The 17,453-nt window shown below is 47.4% G+C and carries 21 protein-coding genes; 19 read left to right on the forward strand and 2 right to left on the reverse strand.

Features of this window, described 5'->3' with window-relative positions; genetic code table 11:
- Nucleotides 1-121: 121 nt before the first annotated feature.
- Both FQV43_RS01720 and FQV43_RS01725 read right to left on the reverse strand, forming a co-directional pair.
- Nucleotides 122-2,404 (reverse strand): 3-hydroxyacyl-CoA dehydrogenase/enoyl-CoA hydratase family protein, encoded by a 2,283-nt coding sequence (locus FQV43_RS01720; RefSeq protein WP_146338419.1) that lies wholly within the window; start codon nucleotides 2,402-2,404, stop codon nucleotides 122-124.
- On the reverse strand, nucleotides 2,405-3,598 hold the full coding sequence (locus FQV43_RS01725; RefSeq protein WP_146338421.1) for an acetyl-CoA C-acyltransferase: 1,194 nt from the start codon (nucleotides 3,596-3,598) through the stop codon (nucleotides 2,405-2,407).
- A gap of 287 nt (nucleotides 3,599-3,885) precedes the next feature.
- Between FQV43_RS01725 and FQV43_RS01730 the strand changes: the two genes are divergently transcribed.
- From FQV43_RS01730 to rpsD, 19 genes are all read left to right on the forward strand, one after another.
- Nucleotides 3,886-5,874 (forward strand): PTS transporter subunit IIBCA, encoded by a 1,989-nt coding sequence (locus tag FQV43_RS01730; RefSeq protein ID WP_146338424.1) that lies wholly within the window; start codon nucleotides 3,886-3,888, stop codon nucleotides 5,872-5,874.
- Nucleotides 5,875-6,211: 337 nt separating this feature from the next.
- The gene (rplN, locus tag FQV43_RS01735; RefSeq protein WP_144273867.1) at nucleotides 6,212-6,580 is read left to right on the forward strand and encodes a 50S ribosomal protein L14; all 369 of its coding nucleotides are present in this window, start codon (nucleotides 6,212-6,214) and stop codon (nucleotides 6,578-6,580) included.
- Between the two features lie 3 nt (nucleotides 6,581-6,583).
- Nucleotides 6,584-6,898: a 50S ribosomal protein L24 gene (gene rplX / locus FQV43_RS01740; protein ID WP_144273868.1), complete on the forward strand. Its 315-nt coding sequence runs from the start codon at nucleotides 6,584-6,586 to the stop codon at nucleotides 6,896-6,898.
- A gap of 2 nt (nucleotides 6,899-6,900) precedes the next feature.
- Entirely contained in the window at nucleotides 6,901-7,479 is a 579-nt protein-coding gene (gene rplE / locus FQV43_RS01745; RefSeq protein WP_185967187.1) for a 50S ribosomal protein L5, read from the forward strand.
- 166 nt (nucleotides 7,480-7,645) lie between these two features.
- Nucleotides 7,646-8,422, forward strand: coding sequence for a glucosamine-6-phosphate deaminase (nagB, locus tag FQV43_RS01750; RefSeq protein WP_146338427.1), 777 nt, complete (start codon nucleotides 7,646-7,648; stop codon nucleotides 8,420-8,422).
- A gap of 269 nt (nucleotides 8,423-8,691) precedes the next feature.
- Entirely contained in the window at nucleotides 8,692-9,090 is a 399-nt protein-coding gene (rpsH, locus tag FQV43_RS01755) for a 30S ribosomal protein S8 (RefSeq protein WP_144273871.1), read from the forward strand.
- Between the two features lie 13 nt (nucleotides 9,091-9,103).
- Nucleotides 9,104-9,640: a 50S ribosomal protein L6 gene (rplF, locus tag FQV43_RS01760; RefSeq protein WP_144273872.1), complete on the forward strand. Its 537-nt coding sequence runs from the start codon at nucleotides 9,104-9,106 to the stop codon at nucleotides 9,638-9,640.
- A gap of 3 nt (nucleotides 9,641-9,643) precedes the next feature.
- Nucleotides 9,644-10,051 carry a 50S ribosomal protein L18 gene (rplR, locus tag FQV43_RS01765; protein ID WP_144273873.1) on the forward strand — a complete coding sequence of 136 codons (408 nt, stop codon included), beginning with the start codon at nucleotides 9,644-9,646 and terminating at the stop codon, nucleotides 10,049-10,051.
- Nucleotides 10,052-10,091: 40 nt separating this feature from the next.
- Nucleotides 10,092-10,718 carry a 30S ribosomal protein S5 gene (rpsE, locus tag FQV43_RS01770; RefSeq protein ID WP_146338431.1) on the forward strand — a complete coding sequence of 209 codons (627 nt, stop codon included), beginning with the start codon at nucleotides 10,092-10,094 and terminating at the stop codon, nucleotides 10,716-10,718.
- A gap of 2 nt (nucleotides 10,719-10,720) precedes the next feature.
- On the forward strand, nucleotides 10,721-10,906 hold the full coding sequence (gene rpmD, locus FQV43_RS01775; protein WP_144273875.1) for a 50S ribosomal protein L30: 186 nt from the start codon (nucleotides 10,721-10,723) through the stop codon (nucleotides 10,904-10,906).
- A gap of 3 nt (nucleotides 10,907-10,909) precedes the next feature.
- On the forward strand, nucleotides 10,910-11,356 hold the full coding sequence (gene rplO / locus FQV43_RS01780) for a 50S ribosomal protein L15 (RefSeq protein WP_144273876.1): 447 nt from the start codon (nucleotides 10,910-10,912) through the stop codon (nucleotides 11,354-11,356).
- A 347-nt stretch (nucleotides 11,357-11,703) separates the two neighbouring features.
- Nucleotides 11,704-13,026 (forward strand): preprotein translocase subunit SecY, encoded by a 1,323-nt coding sequence (secY, locus tag FQV43_RS01785; protein WP_144273877.1) that lies wholly within the window; start codon nucleotides 11,704-11,706, stop codon nucleotides 13,024-13,026.
- Nucleotides 13,026-13,571 (forward strand): adenylate kinase, encoded by a 546-nt coding sequence (locus FQV43_RS01790; protein WP_144273878.1) that lies wholly within the window; start codon nucleotides 13,026-13,028, stop codon nucleotides 13,569-13,571. The genes secY and FQV43_RS01790 overlap by 1 nt, the downstream gene beginning before the upstream one ends.
- Nucleotides 13,572-13,675: 104 nt before the next feature.
- Nucleotides 13,676-14,470 (forward strand): type I methionyl aminopeptidase, encoded by a 795-nt coding sequence (gene map, locus FQV43_RS01795; RefSeq protein ID WP_146338436.1) that lies wholly within the window; start codon nucleotides 13,676-13,678, stop codon nucleotides 14,468-14,470.
- 166 nt (nucleotides 14,471-14,636) lie between these two features.
- Nucleotides 14,637-15,329, forward strand: coding sequence for a L,D-transpeptidase (locus FQV43_RS01800; protein ID WP_146338439.1), 693 nt, complete (start codon nucleotides 14,637-14,639; stop codon nucleotides 15,327-15,329).
- A gap of 246 nt (nucleotides 15,330-15,575) precedes the next feature.
- Entirely contained in the window at nucleotides 15,576-15,800 is a 225-nt protein-coding gene (gene infA, locus FQV43_RS01805; RefSeq protein ID WP_144273881.1) for a translation initiation factor IF-1, read from the forward strand.
- A gap of 158 nt (nucleotides 15,801-15,958) precedes the next feature.
- Nucleotides 15,959-16,327, forward strand: a complete 369-nt coding sequence (gene rpsM / locus FQV43_RS01810) for a 30S ribosomal protein S13 (RefSeq protein ID WP_144273882.1) — start codon at nucleotides 15,959-15,961, stop codon at nucleotides 16,325-16,327.
- A 3-nt stretch (nucleotides 16,328-16,330) separates the two neighbouring features.
- Nucleotides 16,331-16,735, forward strand: a complete 405-nt coding sequence (rpsK, locus tag FQV43_RS01815; RefSeq protein WP_144273883.1) for a 30S ribosomal protein S11 — start codon at nucleotides 16,331-16,333, stop codon at nucleotides 16,733-16,735.
- Between the two features lie 21 nt (nucleotides 16,736-16,756).
- On the forward strand, nucleotides 16,757-17,362 hold the full coding sequence (gene rpsD / locus FQV43_RS01820; RefSeq protein WP_144273884.1) for a 30S ribosomal protein S4: 606 nt from the start codon (nucleotides 16,757-16,759) through the stop codon (nucleotides 17,360-17,362).
- Nucleotides 17,363-17,453 lie beyond the last annotated feature (91 nt).

A 17,453-nucleotide genomic window follows, 5' to 3' on the forward strand; every position in this document is an offset into this window, starting at 1 on the left:
CAGCAGGATAATAAGATGCGTACTCCCGCTATATCACATCACACGGATATAGCGGGAGTTTTTGCGCCTTAGCGCTCTTAGCCCGATCTTAACTCGATCGTGGCGCTCAATTAATTCTCAATTAATTCTTGAGCGGTTTGCGAGTCTGCGCCATATGCTGCGCACGCTCAACATTTGCTGGCAAAACCACGAGAGGAGCGTCGAAAGCGATTTCTCGCTCGCAGAACTCATCAAAGCTCAATTCTGTGATGCCGTCCTCTGCTGTGTAGTGTTGTGCCAAAGCATGAACAATGACAGCGTCAGTCTCGGTAGTGTCTGGAATGGGCCACTTGTTGTCGAGCGCAGTATCACCTTGATACAGCGGGATGATTGTATTCTGCCTTGGCGAGTAGTGAGCAAGCAAGGCACGAGCGCTCTCGATGGCTTGAGCCAATACGAGATCGCTAGAGAAAACAATCACATCATCAGCGCGAACCAGCTCTACTTCTCGAGCATAAAACGCATTAGGCAATTGCTGAGCACCAGCAACAAGATCAAATGCCTTGTGGTGGAACTCGCTCACCCCTGCGTTATATAGTCTCTCCAGGGTTGCGACAGTGCCAGTCCAACCAGGGAATAGGCCTACATTGCGCTCTGGGAAACCAATTTTAGTGTCAGCATGAACGACAACGTGGTCACAAGAGACTAATAATTCTGCTCCGCCACCGAGGGCGACGCCGCGTACTGCACCAACAATAGGAATTGGGCTGGTACGTAGGGCACGCATAACCTTAGAACCTTGTCGCAATAGCTTTTCTGCCTGTGCTTGATCCCCGGAAGCACCTGCGTCTGCAATTCCTTGCAGGAATGCACCAGCACAAAAAGCACGTGACTCATCATTACCAATGACCAAAGCCTTAATGTCGTGTTGCTCACGTTCAGCAAGGGTGCGGCTTATGACCTCAAGTGCTTGAGGGGAAAGTGAATTGAGTGGAGTATGCAAATCAAGCAGGGCAATGCCGTCTGAGAGTCTGTGGACAGAAGCTGCATCGTCGTCAATGATGGTGGTAGCCTGGCCGCTGTTGAGTAATTCCGCAATGGACACTGCACCTGCACGTTTTGGCCGAGCCACGATAGCTCCTGTGCTATCGACAACTTTATCGCCGTGATAAAAACCACCATGTGTGGCGGCAGCGCGCAAAAGCTCAGGCACCTCATCAGCTGGATATTGCTGCTCTAACCAGGAGACGCCAATGCTATCGGCAAGAGCAAAAATGCCGTATTTCCACCCAAAACCTAGAATCAGTCCTTGGTCGATGAGTTCCACGTTATCAGCAATTTCTGGTGCGACTTCGCAGCAATACTTAAGAGTGGTGAGGAATAATTCCTTTGCGTAGCGTCCACCTGCAGAGTCTGTCTCAACTACTTCACGAGGATTCTTTAAGCCCACTGCAGGATCATTTGGCGCAGTACGTTTGACGTACTCGTAATTTTCGTTAATTACTTCATCGCGTCCGCGATAAAAACCACCATCGCCAGTTCTGCCAGTTAAGCCGCGTTCATTGAGCGCTGCAATAAACTCATCGTGTGCCAGCGGATATGTATGAATACCGTCGTGTGCTGGCAAAGTTTTTTCAAGGCTACCCCATACGTGTGGCACTAATTGCAACCCGATGTAATCAAGCAATCCGAAAATACCAGTACGAGGAATGCCGAATGCTTTACCAAAGGTAGCGTCGGCAAGCTCATAGGAAACACCCTGATTGCGCGCAATATGTGCACCTGCTGCCAACCAGAAACAACCGACGCGATTAGCGATAAACCCTGGTGTATCGCGGCAGTCAAGTGCTACTTTCCCAAGCTGGTGCTCAATAGCTAGCCTGAGTGTTTCCTCAGTTGTGGCAGCTGTGTGCTCGCTGCAAATGAGCTCCACTAATCGCATAATCTTGGGTGGATTAAAAAAGTGTGTGATCGCAAACTTCTCCCGACGCTGTTGTGGTACCCCGGTAACCAAGTCGGCAAGTTTGAGGGTAGAAGTATTAGAACTGAGAATTGCCTCTGCCTTGAGGTGTGGCTCAACTGTGCGATAGAGCGCGTGCTTGGCATCGAGATCCTCAAAAATTGCTTCAATAACCCAATCGCAGTCTTCCAGTAATTCCAGGTCGTCGGTAGTGTTACCAGTGCGTACATTCTGTGCAAGCGTGGGGTGGTAGAAACCGCGTCGTTTGAGCTGGATTTCCACGCCTTTTTCTGCTCGCTCACTACGATTGGTACCTTCGGCGACCATATCCAGCAAAACCACATCAATACCTGTGGAAGCAAGTAACGCTGCAATACCAGAGCCCATGGATCCGGCACCCAGAACCGCTGCTTTTTTAATGGGGGCGCGTAGTGCTGTGGCAGGTGCATAGTTGATAGTAGACATTTATGCCTCCTCGCTCTCAGTAGCATTTTCGACGATAAGTGCAATGCCTTGACCACCACCGATGCACAAGGTTACCAAGCCATAGCGCTTGCCCAATCGCTTAAGTCCATAGAGAATTTTGGTGGTCAAAATGGCACCCGTAGCTCCTACTGGATGACCATGTGCAATAGCGCCACCCCAGACATTTGTTTTTTCCGGATCGAATCCGAGTTTGTCCTGGACAGCGAGTGCTTGTGCAGCAAAGGCTTCGTTGGACTCAATGAGGTCAATATCGTCGAGAGTTAATCCTGCTTTAGCTAGTGCTTTTGGTACTGCTTCAATAGGCCCTAGCCCCATGCGCGTTGGATCCACACCTGCAATGCCCCAACTGATAATTTTTGCCAGCGGGCGCAGATCTTGTTCTTGCACTGTCTGTGCATTAGCAAGAATCAATGATGCAGCACCGTCGTTAATTCCGGAGGCATTACCTGCGGTCACTGTGCCGTCTTTACTGAACGCTGGTGGTAGTGCCGATAGCTTTTCGACGGTTGTCTCACGTGGATGCTCATCAGTGTGGAACTGGGTGGTTCCTTTGCGTGAGTGGATTGTCACTGGCACGATTTCTTCTTTGTGGGCACCTGATTCTCGTGCTGCTGCCGCGCGTGTTTGTGATTGTGCGGCAAATTCATCTTGTCGGGTGCGGGAAATGCCATAGTCGCCAGCGATATTTTCTGCGGTAACTCCCATATGGCCTGTTCCAAAGGGGCATTCTAGAGTGCCGGTGAGCCAATCGAGAAGACGGCCTTCACCCATTTTTTTGCCTTTGCGCATATTTTCTACGGAGTAAGGGGCATTGGACATTGATTCCACACCTGTGACTAGTGCTATGTCGCTGTCACCATCGCGAACAGTTTGTGCTGCGGAAACGATTGCTTGTACGCCAGAACCACAGAGGCGATTGACATTGAGCGCTATGGCTGAATCTGGCATTCCTACTGCTCGGGCGATTTTTCGGGAGATATATGCATCTGATGGTTCGGTGGGGATCACATTTCCAGCTACGGAGGCTTGGATATCTTCTGGTGATATTCCTGCACGTTCAATGGCTGCCTGGGCGGAGAATGTGCCTAGTTCTGTGGGGGAGAAATGGGCGAGAGATCCACCAAATTTTCCAATTGGAAGGCGAGCAGCAGACAAAATATAGACGTCAGTCATTTTTACTCCATTAGTTAGGGTGCACGACACTTCATACTATAAAGTAGTACAGGTCACATTCTAAGTGAAGTAGTGGTGTGCTGCAATTGTCTTTTTGTATGAATTAACGCATTGCCCCCTTATAGGTATGGTCACTTAAATAGATAAAAGCTATAAATTTTTCTGCTTGTCGTCGACTGTTGTTATTCTGGGGTGAGTTATTGAGCTGATAGACATTAACAATCAAGAACAATTCCAGAAAAAGCTAGAACTAATCATCGATAAGTCGCAATCAGGAGGACAAGCATATGGAACATCGGCAAGTAGCGCAGCGCGTGTTGGCAGCCGTAGGTGGTGAGGAAAATATCGTTGGTGCTGCTCACTGTGCCACAAGGCTACGCATGGTGCTCAAAGATAAAGGCAAAGTCAATACTCAAGCCTTGGAGGATGATCCAGACCTCAAAGGAATCTTTGAGTCTGGCGGAATGTTTCAGGTGATCGTCGGTCCAGGAGATGTCAATGTTGTATTTAAGGAATTAAACACCCTGACCACAAAAGATATCGCAGTATCAACTGAACAACTCAAAGATATTGCAGCAAATTCCGGTAACGCATTTAGCCGTTCAGTAAAAGTACTTGCAGATATTTTCGTGCCACTCATTCCGATTCTTGTCGGCGGCGGTCTACTCATGGCGCTCTACTCGGTGTTAACCTCCGAGGGGCTTTTTGGCGAAAAATCCGTTATCGAGATGATGCCGGTACTTGCCGGTTTCTCCGAACTCGTTAATCTCTTAGCCTCGGCTCCTTTTGCCTTCTTGCCTGTTCTCGTTGGGTTTACTGCCACCAAGCGCTTTGGCGGTAATGAGTTCCTCGGTGCTGGCATTGGCATGGCAATGGTAATGCCTAGTCTAGTCAGTGGTTACGATGCTGCTACTGCAATCCAAGAAGGAACAATGCCTTATTGGGATGTCTTTGGTTTATCGGTTGCTCAAGCCGGTTACCAAGGATCCGTGCTGCCTATCTTGGTGATTTCCTGGATCCTAGCCACAATCGAAAAGTCCCTGCATAAGGTACTCAAAGGGACTGTTGATTTTTTGGTTACCCCAGTGCTTACCTTGCTGAGCGTTGGATTCATTACTTTCGTACTCATTGGGCCATTCTTGCGCACTGCTGGCGAGTGGCTTGGCATGGGATTAGCTCATCTCTATGAATTCTCTGGTCCCTTTGGTGGTTTGCTCTTTGGTTTGGTGTATTCTCCTATAGTTCTTACTGGCTTGCATCAGTCTTTCCCACCAATCGAAATGATGCTCTGGGAACAAGGCGGCTCGTTTATTTTTTCGATTGCAGCTATGGCTAATATCGCCCAAGGTGCTGCCACATTGGCGGTGTATTTCCTTGCCCGCTCTCAAAAGCTCAAAGCCCTTGCCGGCGCTTCAGGAATTTCAGCTCTCTTTGGCATTACTGAACCGGCAATCTTTGGGGTGAATCTACGCTTGCGCTGGCCATTCTATATCGGTATGGGAGCGGCTGCGGTGTCTTCAGCTTTCATTGCGCTTTTCGACGTACGGGCTGACACTTTAGGAGCGGCTGGTTTTATTGGATTTGTCTCGGTGCCACGATTCGTGCCTACGTTTTTCTTATGCGCAGGTATTTCGTTTGTAGTTTCGCTGATTGCTGCATATGGATATGGTCGTTACCTGATCGCTCGCAAAGGCGGCATTGATCCCAGTGAGGCGGCAGGGCAGTCTAGCGCTGGAGCGGTGCAACCTGGTGCTCACGTTCACGCTGCCGACAATGCAGTGCAATTATATGCGCCGCTTTCGGGTCGAGCAGTGGAATTATCAAAAGTCGCTGACCCTATGTTTGCGGCCGGAAAACTAGGTGCTGGTGTGGCTATTGAACCAGAAATAGGCAAATTAGTAGCACCTGTTTCCGGAAAAGTAACAGTCACCTTCGCGTCGAAACACGCCTATGCTATCCGTACTCAAGGCAGCGATGGGAAAAATGTTGATGTGCTCATGCATATTGGTTTTGACACGGTGAACTTAGAAGGAAAGCACTTCGAGTCTTTTGTGAATAAAGGGGATCAAGTCACAGTAGGGGATGTGTTGGCGGAATTTGATATTGCGGCGATTAAAGCTGCCGGATATCCAGTGACGACACCAATTGTTATTTCTAACTCTAAAAAGACAGGAGCTGTCTTAGCTGGCGCTGACTTTAGGGACGGTGAAAAAATTGATTTTGGTGCACGATTGCTAAGCGTCGATCCAGCGCCTGCTCCCACAGCTACTGCGTAGTATGTGCAAGTATGGAAAAGTGTGGTTAAGAAATAAATAGAACTGTATTGAGGCTGCTGAGGAAGCACTGCACAGCTGATTGTGGTTCCTTACTTGGTGCTGAAGTGCAAACTTGCGCTTCAGTTCCTGCGTATGCTTTAATACCTTGGTTGTCTAAAGTCGGTCGGTTTGGTGTGGCGCGTTTCCGAACCCCTAAGCTAAGACCTTTCGACTATAATTTCATACCTTTACAGGTTATGTGCTTGTCGTAAAACTTTAGTGGCATGTAAATGTACATAGACCGCGTACGTCAGTTCGGAAATCTGCCGTACATATAATCCAGGTCAAGGAGACTCAAGTGATTCAACAGGAATCGCGTCTGAAAGTCGCTGACAACACTGGTGCACGTGAAATTTTGTGCATTCGTGTTCTTGGTGGCTCAACTCGACGTTTTGCTGGCATTGGTGACGTTATTGTCGCTACCGTTAAGGAAGCAACTCCAGGTGGCAATGTTAAAGCTGGCGACATTGTAAAAGCTGTTATTGTTCGTGCGAAGAAAGAAACTCGTCGTCCAGACGGTTCATACATTCGTTTCGACGAGAACGCAGCCGTTATCATCAAGAATGATAATGAGCCTCGCGGTACTCGTATCTTCGGTCCAGTTGCTCGTGAGCTTCGTGAAAAGCGTTTCATGAAGATCGTTTCTCTCGCACCGGAGGTGATCTAACTTATGAAGATTCATAAGGGTGATATGGTACTTGTTATTTCTGGTCCTGATAAAGGAGCAAAAGGCAAGGTAATCAAGGCTTTCCCAAAGCTCGATAAGGTTTTGGTTGAGGGCGTTAACCGAGTAAAGAAGCACGTGGCTAACTCTGCGCCAGAGCGTGGTGCTGAGTCCGGTGGGATTGTGACCCAGGAAGCTCCAATCCACGTATCCAATGTTATGGTTTTGGACTCTGATGGAAACCCAACTCGTGTTGGTTACCGCTTCGATGAGAACGGAAAGAAAGTTCGTATCTCACGTCGTAACGGGAAGGACATTTAATAATGAGCGATTACACTCCACGTCTTAAGGCCCGTTACCGCGAAGAAATTCGTTCTAAGATGAATGAACAATTCGCTTATGAGAACATCATGCAAATCCCTGGTGTTGAAAAAGTGGTAGTGAACATGGGTGTCGGTGAGGCGGCTCGTGATTCCAAACTTATCAACGGTGCAATTGCGGATTTGAGTGCGATTACTGGTCAAAAACCAGAGCTTCGCCGTGCAAAGAAATCTATTGCTAACTTCAAGTTGCGTGAAGGTATGCCAATTGGTGCACGCGTTACCCTTCGTGGCGACCGTATGTGGGAATTCCTTGATCGTCTCTTGACTGTAGCACTACCACGTATTCGTGACTTCCGTGGTCTTTCTGACCAGCAGTTCGACGGACACGGTAACTACACCTTTGGTCTTAGTGAGCAAACCATGTTCTACGAAATTGACGTAGACAAGGTTGATCGTCCTCGTGGTATGGATATCACCGTGGTAACCACTGCTACCAATAACGATGAAGGCCGCGCACTTTTGCTTCACCTTGGATTCCCATTCAAGGATGCAGATGGAAATATCCAGCGCGTTAAATAATGAAACTCTAGTTTCATTTGTAAAGGCGTAACCCCATAACAAGGGGTTACGCCTTTTTCTTTGATAGTTTCTTTTTGCAGTTCGTGCTCAGTTACAGACAAAACTATAATTAAAAATTAATGATGTATGAGTACGCACTAATAGAAGATAAGAGAGTATAACGGCGATGGAGATTGTTATTTGTTCACAACGTGAACAAGCAGGTGTGATTGCGGCAGATATTTATGAACCACATATTCGGGCGGGAAAAAACCTAGGTTTAGCCACTGGTTCAACACCCTTGCCGCTTTATCGTGAGCTCATCCGTAGACATAAAGAAGAAGGATTATCTTTTGCCGGTTCACAAGTTTTTCTTCTCGACGAATATGTAGGTCTTCCTAAAGAACACGAACAAAGTTACTACCAGACTATCCGTCGCGAGTTGTGTGATCACATTGATATTGCTGATGAGAATGTGCATAGTCCTGATGGGTGCGCCGAGCACCCTGAGCAAGCAGCGCAATCATATGATGAGCAAGTGACCAAGGCGGGGATTGCTATTCAAGTTCTTGGCATTGGTAGCGACGGTCATATTGGTTTCAATGAGCCAACGTCGTCATTAGCGGGGCGTACTCGAATAAAAACGCTACATCCGATGACTCTTCGCGATAATTCACGTTTCTTTAATGACGATGAAACTCAAGTGCCACGCCACTGCATTACGCAGGGGGTTGGCACAATTATGCAAGCGGAGCATATTCTTGTGCTGGCGTTTGGCGAGAATAAGGCAGATGCAGTCCGCGACATGGTTGAGGGTTCTATATCTGCAATGTGCCCTGCGAGTGCTCTGCAAATGCATCCTCACACTACAGTGCTTCTCGACGAAGCGGCTGCTGGAAAGTTGGAGTATGCAGATTACTATGTTCATGCGTTAGAACATAAACCGGGATGGCAGAGTTTCTAAACTCTATTTGCTTTTTATGCCTTTGCTCTGGTAAATTCGTCCCTTGGACTTTTGTGCGCTTTTGTTGTGCACATAATCCATAGAGTACATTTTTCAACTTACTTTGTTGTAGGCCCTGTGCCCTGTGCGACCGTGCACAATATAGTTTAAGGTGGCGAGCAACCCGGCTCTGTGAGTTATAAGGGAAGCGTAAAGTTGCCAAAAGAAAAAGCACGGTAACGCTATGGGGTGTGAGGAACCGCAACGAGAAAGGCATAAAGGTCACATCCATGACCATGACAGATCCTATTGCGGATATGCTGTCTCGCGTGCGTAATGCTAGCCATGCGCATCATGACACCGTATCCATGCCTTCCTCAAAGCTCAAGGTAAACATTGCCGAGATTCTTAAGAGTGAAGGATACATTTCTAACTACACAGTTGAGCAGGGCAAGGTTGCAAAGACTTTGACTCTCGAATTGAAGTACGGCCCATCTCGCGAGCGTTCCATTGCTGGTGTACGCCGTGTGTCTAAGCCAGGTCTTCGCGTGTATGCAAAGTCCAATAACTTGCCGAAGGTACTTGGCGGCCTTGGTGTGGCTATTATTTCCACTTCACAAGGTTTGCTTACTGATCGTCAGGCATATCAGAAAGGCGTAGGCGGAGAAGTTCTCGCCTACGTCTGGTAAGGGAGGGGCGAAAATGTCACGTGTAGGTAAAGCTCCTATCGCTATCCCATCTAATGTTGAAGCAAAAATTGATGGTCGTTTTGTTGAGGTTAAAGGTCCAAAGGGTACCTTGAACGTCACCATCCCTGAACCAATTTCTGTTGCACAAGAAGATGGTCAGATTGTGGTTACTCGTCCAGATGACCACCGCCGTTCACGCTCCATGCATGGTTTGTCTCGTTCTTTGATCAACAACATGGTTGTTGGTGTTACTGAAGGCTACACCATTAAAATGGAAATCTTCGGTGTTGGATACCGTGTACAGGCTAAAGGTAAAAACCTAGAGTTCTCTCTTGGTTATTCTCACCCAGTGCTTATTGAGGCACCTGAAGGAATTACCTTTGCTGTAGACGGAACTACCAAGTTGTCCGTTTCAGGTATCGACAAGCAAAAAGTTGGACAGATCGCTGCCATTATCCGTCGTCTGCGTAAGGATGATCCTTATAAGGGCAAGGGTATTCGTTACGAAGGTGAGCAGATCCGTCGCAAGGTCGGAAAGACGGGTAAGTAAAGCATGAGTAACTCTGAAAACAATAATGGTAAGCGCGTGCCAGTAGGCAAGGACATCTCTACTCGCCGTCGTGAGGCACGTATCCGTCGTCATGTTCGCGTTCGCAAGAATTTGCGTGGTACTCCTGAAGCACCTCGTCTTGTTGTGCACCGTTCTTCTCGCCATATGCACGTCCAGGTTATTGATGACGTAGCTGGTCATACTTTGGCTGCTGCTTCTACAATTGAACCTCAGGTGCGTGAGCTTGAAGGCGATAAGAAGACCAAGAGCGCAAAGGTAGGCGAACTTATTGCTGCTCGTGCTCTTGAAGCAGGAATCACAAAGGTCGTTTTTGACCGCGCTGGTTATAAATATCACGGTCGCGTTGCAGCGGTTGCTGATGCAGCTCGTGAAGGTGGTCTGAAGTTCTAATGATTACCGCAAACATGATAAACAACGGAAGGAACGCATAATGTCGGGACGTGAACGACGTGACGGCGGGCGCTCCGCCGACGAAAGCCAGAACAAGAATGAACGCCGCGGCGGACGTCGCGACGATCGTCGTAACCAACAGCAAGATGAGCGCTCACAATACATTGAGCGTGTAGTTACCATTAACCGTGTATCCAAGGTGGTTAAGGGTGGTCGTCGCTTTAGCTTCACCGCTTTGGTCATTGTTGGTGACGGTAAGGGACTTGTTGGTGTTGGCTATGGTAAGGCCAAAGAAGTACCAGCAGCTATCCAAAAGGGTGCAGAAGAAGCACGTAAGAACTTCTTCCGTGTTCCTATGGTTGGCGGAACCATTACTCACCCAGTTCAAGGTGAGGCTGCAGCCGGTGTAGTTATGCTACGTCCAGCTGCACCAGGTACCGGTGTTATTGCTGGTGGTGCTGCTCGTCCAGTGCTTGAATGTGCCGGAATCCAGGATATCCTTTCTAAGTCTCTTGGTTCTGACAACGCAATCAACGTAGTTCACGCTACTGTTGATGGCCTTAAGCAATTGGTACGACCTGAAGAAGTCGCTGCTCGTCGTGGCAAGACTCTGGAGGAAGTTGCTCCAGCTCGTATGCTACGCGCTCGTAGTGGACAGGAGGCTTAACCATGGCTCTGAAAATTACCCAGAAAAAAGGTTTGGTTGGTGCAAACCCAAAGCAGCGTAAGAACATGGCTGCTCTTGGTCTTAAGCGCATTAACCACTCCGTCGTCCGCGAAGACAACCCAGCTGTGCGAGGCATGATTAACATTGTGCGCCACATGGTTACTGTCGAAGAAGTGGCAGGGGAGTAATAAATGAGTGATCCAATCAAACTACATGATTTGCGCCCAGCAAAAGGTGCGCACAAAGCTAAAACCCGCGTTGGTCGCGGTGAGGCTTCTAAAGGTAAGACCGCAGGTCGAGGCACCAAAGGTACCAAGGCTCGTAAGCAAGTTTCCGCTGCTTTCGAGGGTGGTCAGATGCCAATTCATATGCGTCTACCTAAGCTCAAAGGCTTCAAGAACAACAACAAGGTTTACTTCCAGGTTGTTAATGTAGCCGACTTAGAAAAGGCATTCCCTAATGGGGGCGATGTCGCAGTTGCTGATATTGTTGCAGCAGGTCTTGTTCGTGCTAAGCAACCAGTTAAGGTTCTTGGCGACGGTGAGCTTAACGTTAAACTTAACGTTACTGCAGATAAATTCTCTAAGTCTGCAAAAGAAAAGATCGAAGCAGCTGGTGGCTCCATTACTGAAGCCTAAAATGCTGTGACGCTCTGTATTGCATGAGCAAAGAAAATGTGGTGTTTTGCCTTTGGCGCACCACATTTTTTATGCCAAAACCCAAAGTTCAGCCAACTCTGAGAAAACTTAGTTACATACTGTATTTCTAGATTTCTCACCGGAAGAAAACATAGGCTTTGCCCCAATAACCTCGTAAAGTGGTTGGAAACGATTTTCAGTGGTAGAGTAGCTAAGTCAATTATGTTTAGATGTTATATCTGAACATCAGAATATAAGTAAGAAAAAAATACGTAATAAGTACAAGCCTTCTTCCTGGTCAGAATGTGCAAGGCACACTGTTACCAAAGGAGAAGTCAGGAGGCAAAGTGTCCGCCATTATTCAGGCTTTTAAGGATGCGGATTTGCGACGCAAAATCCTCATCTCGATCGCACTCATCATTCTCTATCGTGTTGGTGCGCAGATTCCTTCGCCTGGAGTCGATTATGCCCTTATTAGTGGTCGAATCCGTCAGCTTACTGAAGAATCAGGTAGCGTTTACTCTTTGATTAATCTTTTCTCAGGAGGCGCTTTACTTCAGCTGTCGATTTTTGCAATCGGTGTCATGCCGTACATTACGTCTTCTATCATTATGCAGCTATTGACAGTTGTCGTGCCTCGCTTTGAGGAATTAAAGAAAGAGGGACAATCTGGTCAGGCGAAGATGGATCAGTACACTCGCTATCTGACTCTCGCTTTAGCTCTACTACAGTCTGCAGGTATTGTCGCACTTGCTGATCGCGAGCAACTGCTTGGTCAAGGTGTTCGTGTGCTCAAAGAAGATGCTGGTCTGTTTGATCTCATCGTCTTGGTGCTCACTATGACTGCTGGCGCAATGCTTGTGATGTGGTTTGGCGAGATTATCACTGAACGTGGCGTCGGCAATGGTATGTCATTGCTCATCTTCGCAGGTATTGCTACACGTTTGCCTTCCGACGGTGCCAATATCCTCAACACATCTGGAGGAATGGTCTTTGCTATTGTGTTGATTGCAGTCATCGTGCTTGTGGTTGGCATTATCTTTATTGAGCAAGGGCAGCGTCGTATTCCTGTTCAGTATGCAAAGCGTATGGTTGGTCGTCGCCAGTATGGAGGCACTTCCACATACCTTCCATTGAAGGTGAATCAAGCTGGCGTTATCCCAGTGATCTTTGCGTCTTCGCTTATTTATATGCCAGTGCTCATTACCCAGATTATTCAATCTAATTCTGATGGAGCTTCCAATAACTGGTGGCAGCGTAATGTCATTCAGTACCTGCAGGCACCATCATCATGGCAATATATTGTGCTGTATTTTGTCCTTATCATTTTCTTCTCCTATTTCTATGTTTCTGTGCAATATGATCCGACAGAGCAAGCAGAAAATATGAAGAAGTATGGTGGTTTTATTCCTGGTATTCGTCCGGGACGCCCAACTGCTGAGTATTTGCAGTACGTGATGAATCGTTTGCTTTTTGTTGGTGCACTCTACTTAGGCGTGATTGCTGTGTTGCCAAATATCGCACTTGATTTAGGGGTAAGCGGAAGTTCTTCCAGTGCAACACCTTTTGGTGGTACTGCTATTTTGATTATGGTTTCGGTAGCATTGACCACTGTAAAGCAAATTGAATCACAACTTCTTCAGAGCAACTACGAAGGAATCTTGAAATAATGCGATTGGTACTTCTCGGTCCTCCTGGTGCAGGTAAAGGCACTCAAGCAGCAATTCTTTCCGAAAAATTAGGTATTCCGCATATCTCTACTGGTGATTTGTTCCGCGCGAACATTGGACAAGGAACACCACTAGGGCTGAAGGCGAAAGAGTATATTGACGCTGGTAAATTGGTTCCTACTGATGTTACTGCCGATATGGTTAAAGATCGTCTACAGCAGGATGATGCTCAGCAAGGATTTTTGCTTGATGGTTTTCCGCGTACTGTTGAGCAAGCGGATATTCTAGAAGAATTCCTTGCAGAACATGGTCTTAAGATTGACGCTGTTATTAACTACGAGGTGTCTGAGGATGTTGTCGTCGAGCGTATGCTTGCGCGAGGTCGTGCTGACGATAATGAAGATACGATTCGTACTCGTCTTGAGGTCTACGCAAATGAAACAGCACCATTGATTGCACATTATGGACAGCGCATTATCAATATCATTGCTGAGGGGAGTGTAGAGGATATTAATGCTCGTACGCTCGAGGTATTGAATAAATAGAATGGATAAAACTCAGCAATGAACGTGCTGAGAAAATTTCTACCCCAGGTCATTGGTATTTCCAATTGCCTGGGTTTATATTTTGCTAATCGTTATGAGGAAAAATGGTTTTTAGAAGGAAACGCAAGATGATCCCCGCTAAAACTTCTGGGGAACTCGATGCTATGCAGGCTGCAGGTGCAATTGTTGCTAAAGCCCTCCAGGCGGTAAAAGCTGAAGCAAAAGCAGGCATGACCACTTTGGATCTCGACAGCATTGCTGAGGAGGTTATCCGCTCGCATGGGGCAGTGCCGACCTTTAAGGGATATCAAGGTTTTCCAGCATCGATTTGTTCCTCAATAAATGAAGAAATTGTGCACGGTATTCCTAGCGCGAGCGTTGTACTGAAAGAAGGCGACCTTGTCTCTATTGATTGTGGCGCAACCTACGACGGCTGGGTGGGCGATTCTGCATGGAGCTTTGGTATTGGCAAGCTGGAACAATCAGTGGAGTCGTTAAATCTTGCTACTGAGTATGTGCTTTCCGAAGGGCTGAAAGCAATGCTACCGGGCAATCATCTCACAGACATTTCTCATGCTCTAGAGGTTGCAACGCGACAGGCTGAACAAAAATTTGGGGTAAAGCTCGGTATTGTTGCTGGTTATGGCGGGCATGGTATTGGGCGTACTATGCATGAAGATCCTTTTCTGGAAAATGAAGGTAAACCAGGTCGAGGACCGATCATTCAGGCAGGCTCTGTCTTAGCTATTGAGCCGATGCTGACCTTAGGATCAACGGATTCTATTGTGCTTGACGACGATTGGACTGTTGTTACCGAGGATGGGTCATGGGCAGCACATTGGGAGCATACTGTTGCAGCTACTGAGCATGGACCGCGAATTCTTACCCAGCGACATTGATGGTTGGCCTATGAGTATTTGTGAGTTACGAGAAGCATTAGGAGGAATATCAGGAAACTGATAAAAAATAAGAATACAGATTATGTACCTCATTTTTATGAGGAAAAATATTCATACATCTTCTCAGGATTCTTATTTTCCCAGGAGTGGTGTTATAGTAATGCCCATGTCATATAAACCTCGCCATGCTAAACCATCCCGACTACGTCGTCGGTTGAATGCAGTTCTTGGGACTTCTACCACGGCTGCAGCTTTGCTCATCGTGCAGCCTGGAACTGCGTCAGCGGCTCCAATTGGCTTGGATAATCTCCTCAACAGTGGTGCTGAGCAGCTGAAAAATGCTAAGGAGAATCTCAACGAACAGATTAATTCTGTTTTGCCACCAGAGCAGGCAGATATTGTGAATGGAATTCTCAATAACGGTGCTCCTGTGATCCCTAATGTGCCTGCTGCGCCAGAGGTTCCTGCTGTACCTGATGCCCCAGTTCTTGGTGACACTTTTGATCGTGGTCCTTGCCCAGTTACTGCGGAGGCCTGCGTCGATCTTAAGGGCGGACGTTCTTGGTTGCAGAAAGACGGAAAAGTGGTTCATGTTGCACCTTCTTCTGGTGGTGCTCCTGCCCCAAGCACTGCGACGCCAACCGGTAACTTCAAGGTTGAGTACAAGGTTAAGAATGAAGTATCTCGTACTTACGGTAATGCGCCGATGCCAAACTCTGTGTACTTTACCCGCAATGGACACGCATTCCATGCTGGTGAAGTAGGAGTGCTTTCTCATGGTTGTATTCATCTCAACTACGATGATTCCGTAGTATTCTTCGATACCTTGCAGCCTGGCGATGATGTTTTCATCTACTAATTCTTAAAGACTGCTAAAACATCTATCCGATCCTCATGATGGGGGTCGGATTTTTTAATTCTGTTGCCGCACTACACTGTGTTGAGTTTCAGTTCGAGATATTTTTGTGCTAGTTGCATTCTTTTATAAAAAGCGGTAACCTAATCAGTTGGTGTGTGGGCAAATTCGCGCATCTGCAGGTAACAATGCATAAATCAATGATTCTGTTGCATGAAAATATGCATACGGGGTTAGAAAGTGGAGGCTATGGCTAAAGAAGGCGCAATTGAAGTAGAGGGTAGAGTTGTTGAGGCTTTGCCAAATGCTACATTCCGTGTTGAACTTGATAATAAAAAAGGACACATGGTACTTGCACACATTAGTGGCAAGATGCGTCAGCATTACATCCGTATTCTCCCAGAAGATCGCGTAGTGGTTGAGTTGTCTCCTTATGATCTCACCCGTGGTCGCATTGTTTATCGTTATAAATAATTTTTAAGCCTCCTTACTTCACTGAATTCACTAAGGATTCATTCTCACCTTTGGCTGCGATGGCCGAAGCCTGGTATGTGCTTTCTTCTATGAAGATTGCTCTGTGCTGGGACGAGTGAGGAGAAAACCATCGCAATATCTGGAAAGGTATCTGCCTTATGGCACGTCTAGCAGGAGTCGATCTTCCGCGCAATAAGCGTATGGAAGTTGCACTCACCTATATTTATGGCATTGGTCCAGCTCGTGCTGCCAAGTTGCTTGAGGAGACTGGCATTTCTCCTGATCTGCGCACCGATAACCTCACCGACGAGCAGGTTTCTGCACTTCGTGATGTTATTGAAGCTACCTGGAAGGTAGAGGGTGACCTTCGCCGTCAGGTACAAGCAGATATTCGTCGCAAGATTGAAATTGGTTCTTACCAGGGTCTGCGTCATCGTCGTGGACTTCCAGTGCGTGGTCAGCGTACCAAGACCAACGCTCGTACTCGTAAAGGTCCTAAGAAGACGATCGCAGGAAAGAAGAAGTAATTTATGCCTCCTAAAGCACGTAGTGGCGCACGCCGTACTGGTCGTCGCGTTGTAAAAAAGAATGTGGCTGCAGGCCACGCATATATCAAATCAACTTTCAATAACACCATCGTGTCTATCACTGATCCGCAGGGTGCTGTTATTGCTTGGGCTTCCTCTGGTCACGTTGGTTTCAAGGGATCTCGTAAGTCCACTCCATTCGCTGCTCAGCTTGCTGCAGAATCTGCTGCTCGCAAGGCAATGGATCATGGCATGAAGAAAGTTGATGTTTTTGTCAAAGGACCAGGTTCTGGTCGTGAGACTGCGATTCGTTCGCTGCAAACAGCAGGTCTTGATGTTACATCTATCTCTGATGTGACACCACAACCATTCAATGGTTGCCGCCCACCAAAGCGTCGTCGCGTTTAAGAAAAGGAAAGGTTACTTACTATGGCTCGTTATACAGGCCCAGCAACTCGTAAGTCCCGTCGCCTTCGCGTCGATCTAGTCGGCGGAGATATGGCGTTTGAGCGTCGTCCATACCCACCGGGACAAGCAGGACGCGCTCGCATTAAGGAGTCTGAGTATTTGCTCCAGCTCCAAGAGAAGCAAAAAGCAAAGTACACCTACGGTGTGCTTGAGAAGCAGTTCCGCCGTTACTACGCGGAAGCTAACCGTCTACCAGGTAAGACTGGTGAGAACTTGGTTGTTTTGCTTGAATCTCGTCTTGACAATGTGGTTTACCGCTCTGGTTTGGCACGTACTCGTCGCCAAGCACGTCAGTTGGTTTCCCACGGTCATTTCATCGTAAATGGCAAGAAGGTTAACGTTCCTTCTTACCGTGTCTCTCAGTATGACATCATCGATGTTCGTGAAAAATCACAGAAGATGGTGTGGTTCGAAGAGGCACAGGAGAACCTTGTCGATGCAGTTGTACCTGCATGGCTTCAGGTTGTTCCAGCTACCTTGCGCATCCTCGTGCACCAATTGCCCGAGCGTGCTCAGATCGACGTTCCGTTGCAAGAGCAGCTTATCGTCGAGCTTTACTCGAAGTAATTCTTTGGCTAAAGCGAGAACTATTCTCACAGCGATTAGCCGAAAAATTACGAGAACTTTTCCCATCCATCCTTTCCACCCACAGACGTCA

The sequence above is a fragment of the Corynebacterium sp. sy039 genome (assembly GCF_007904105.1).
Lineage (GTDB): Bacteria > Actinomycetota > Actinomycetes > Mycobacteriales > Mycobacteriaceae > Corynebacterium.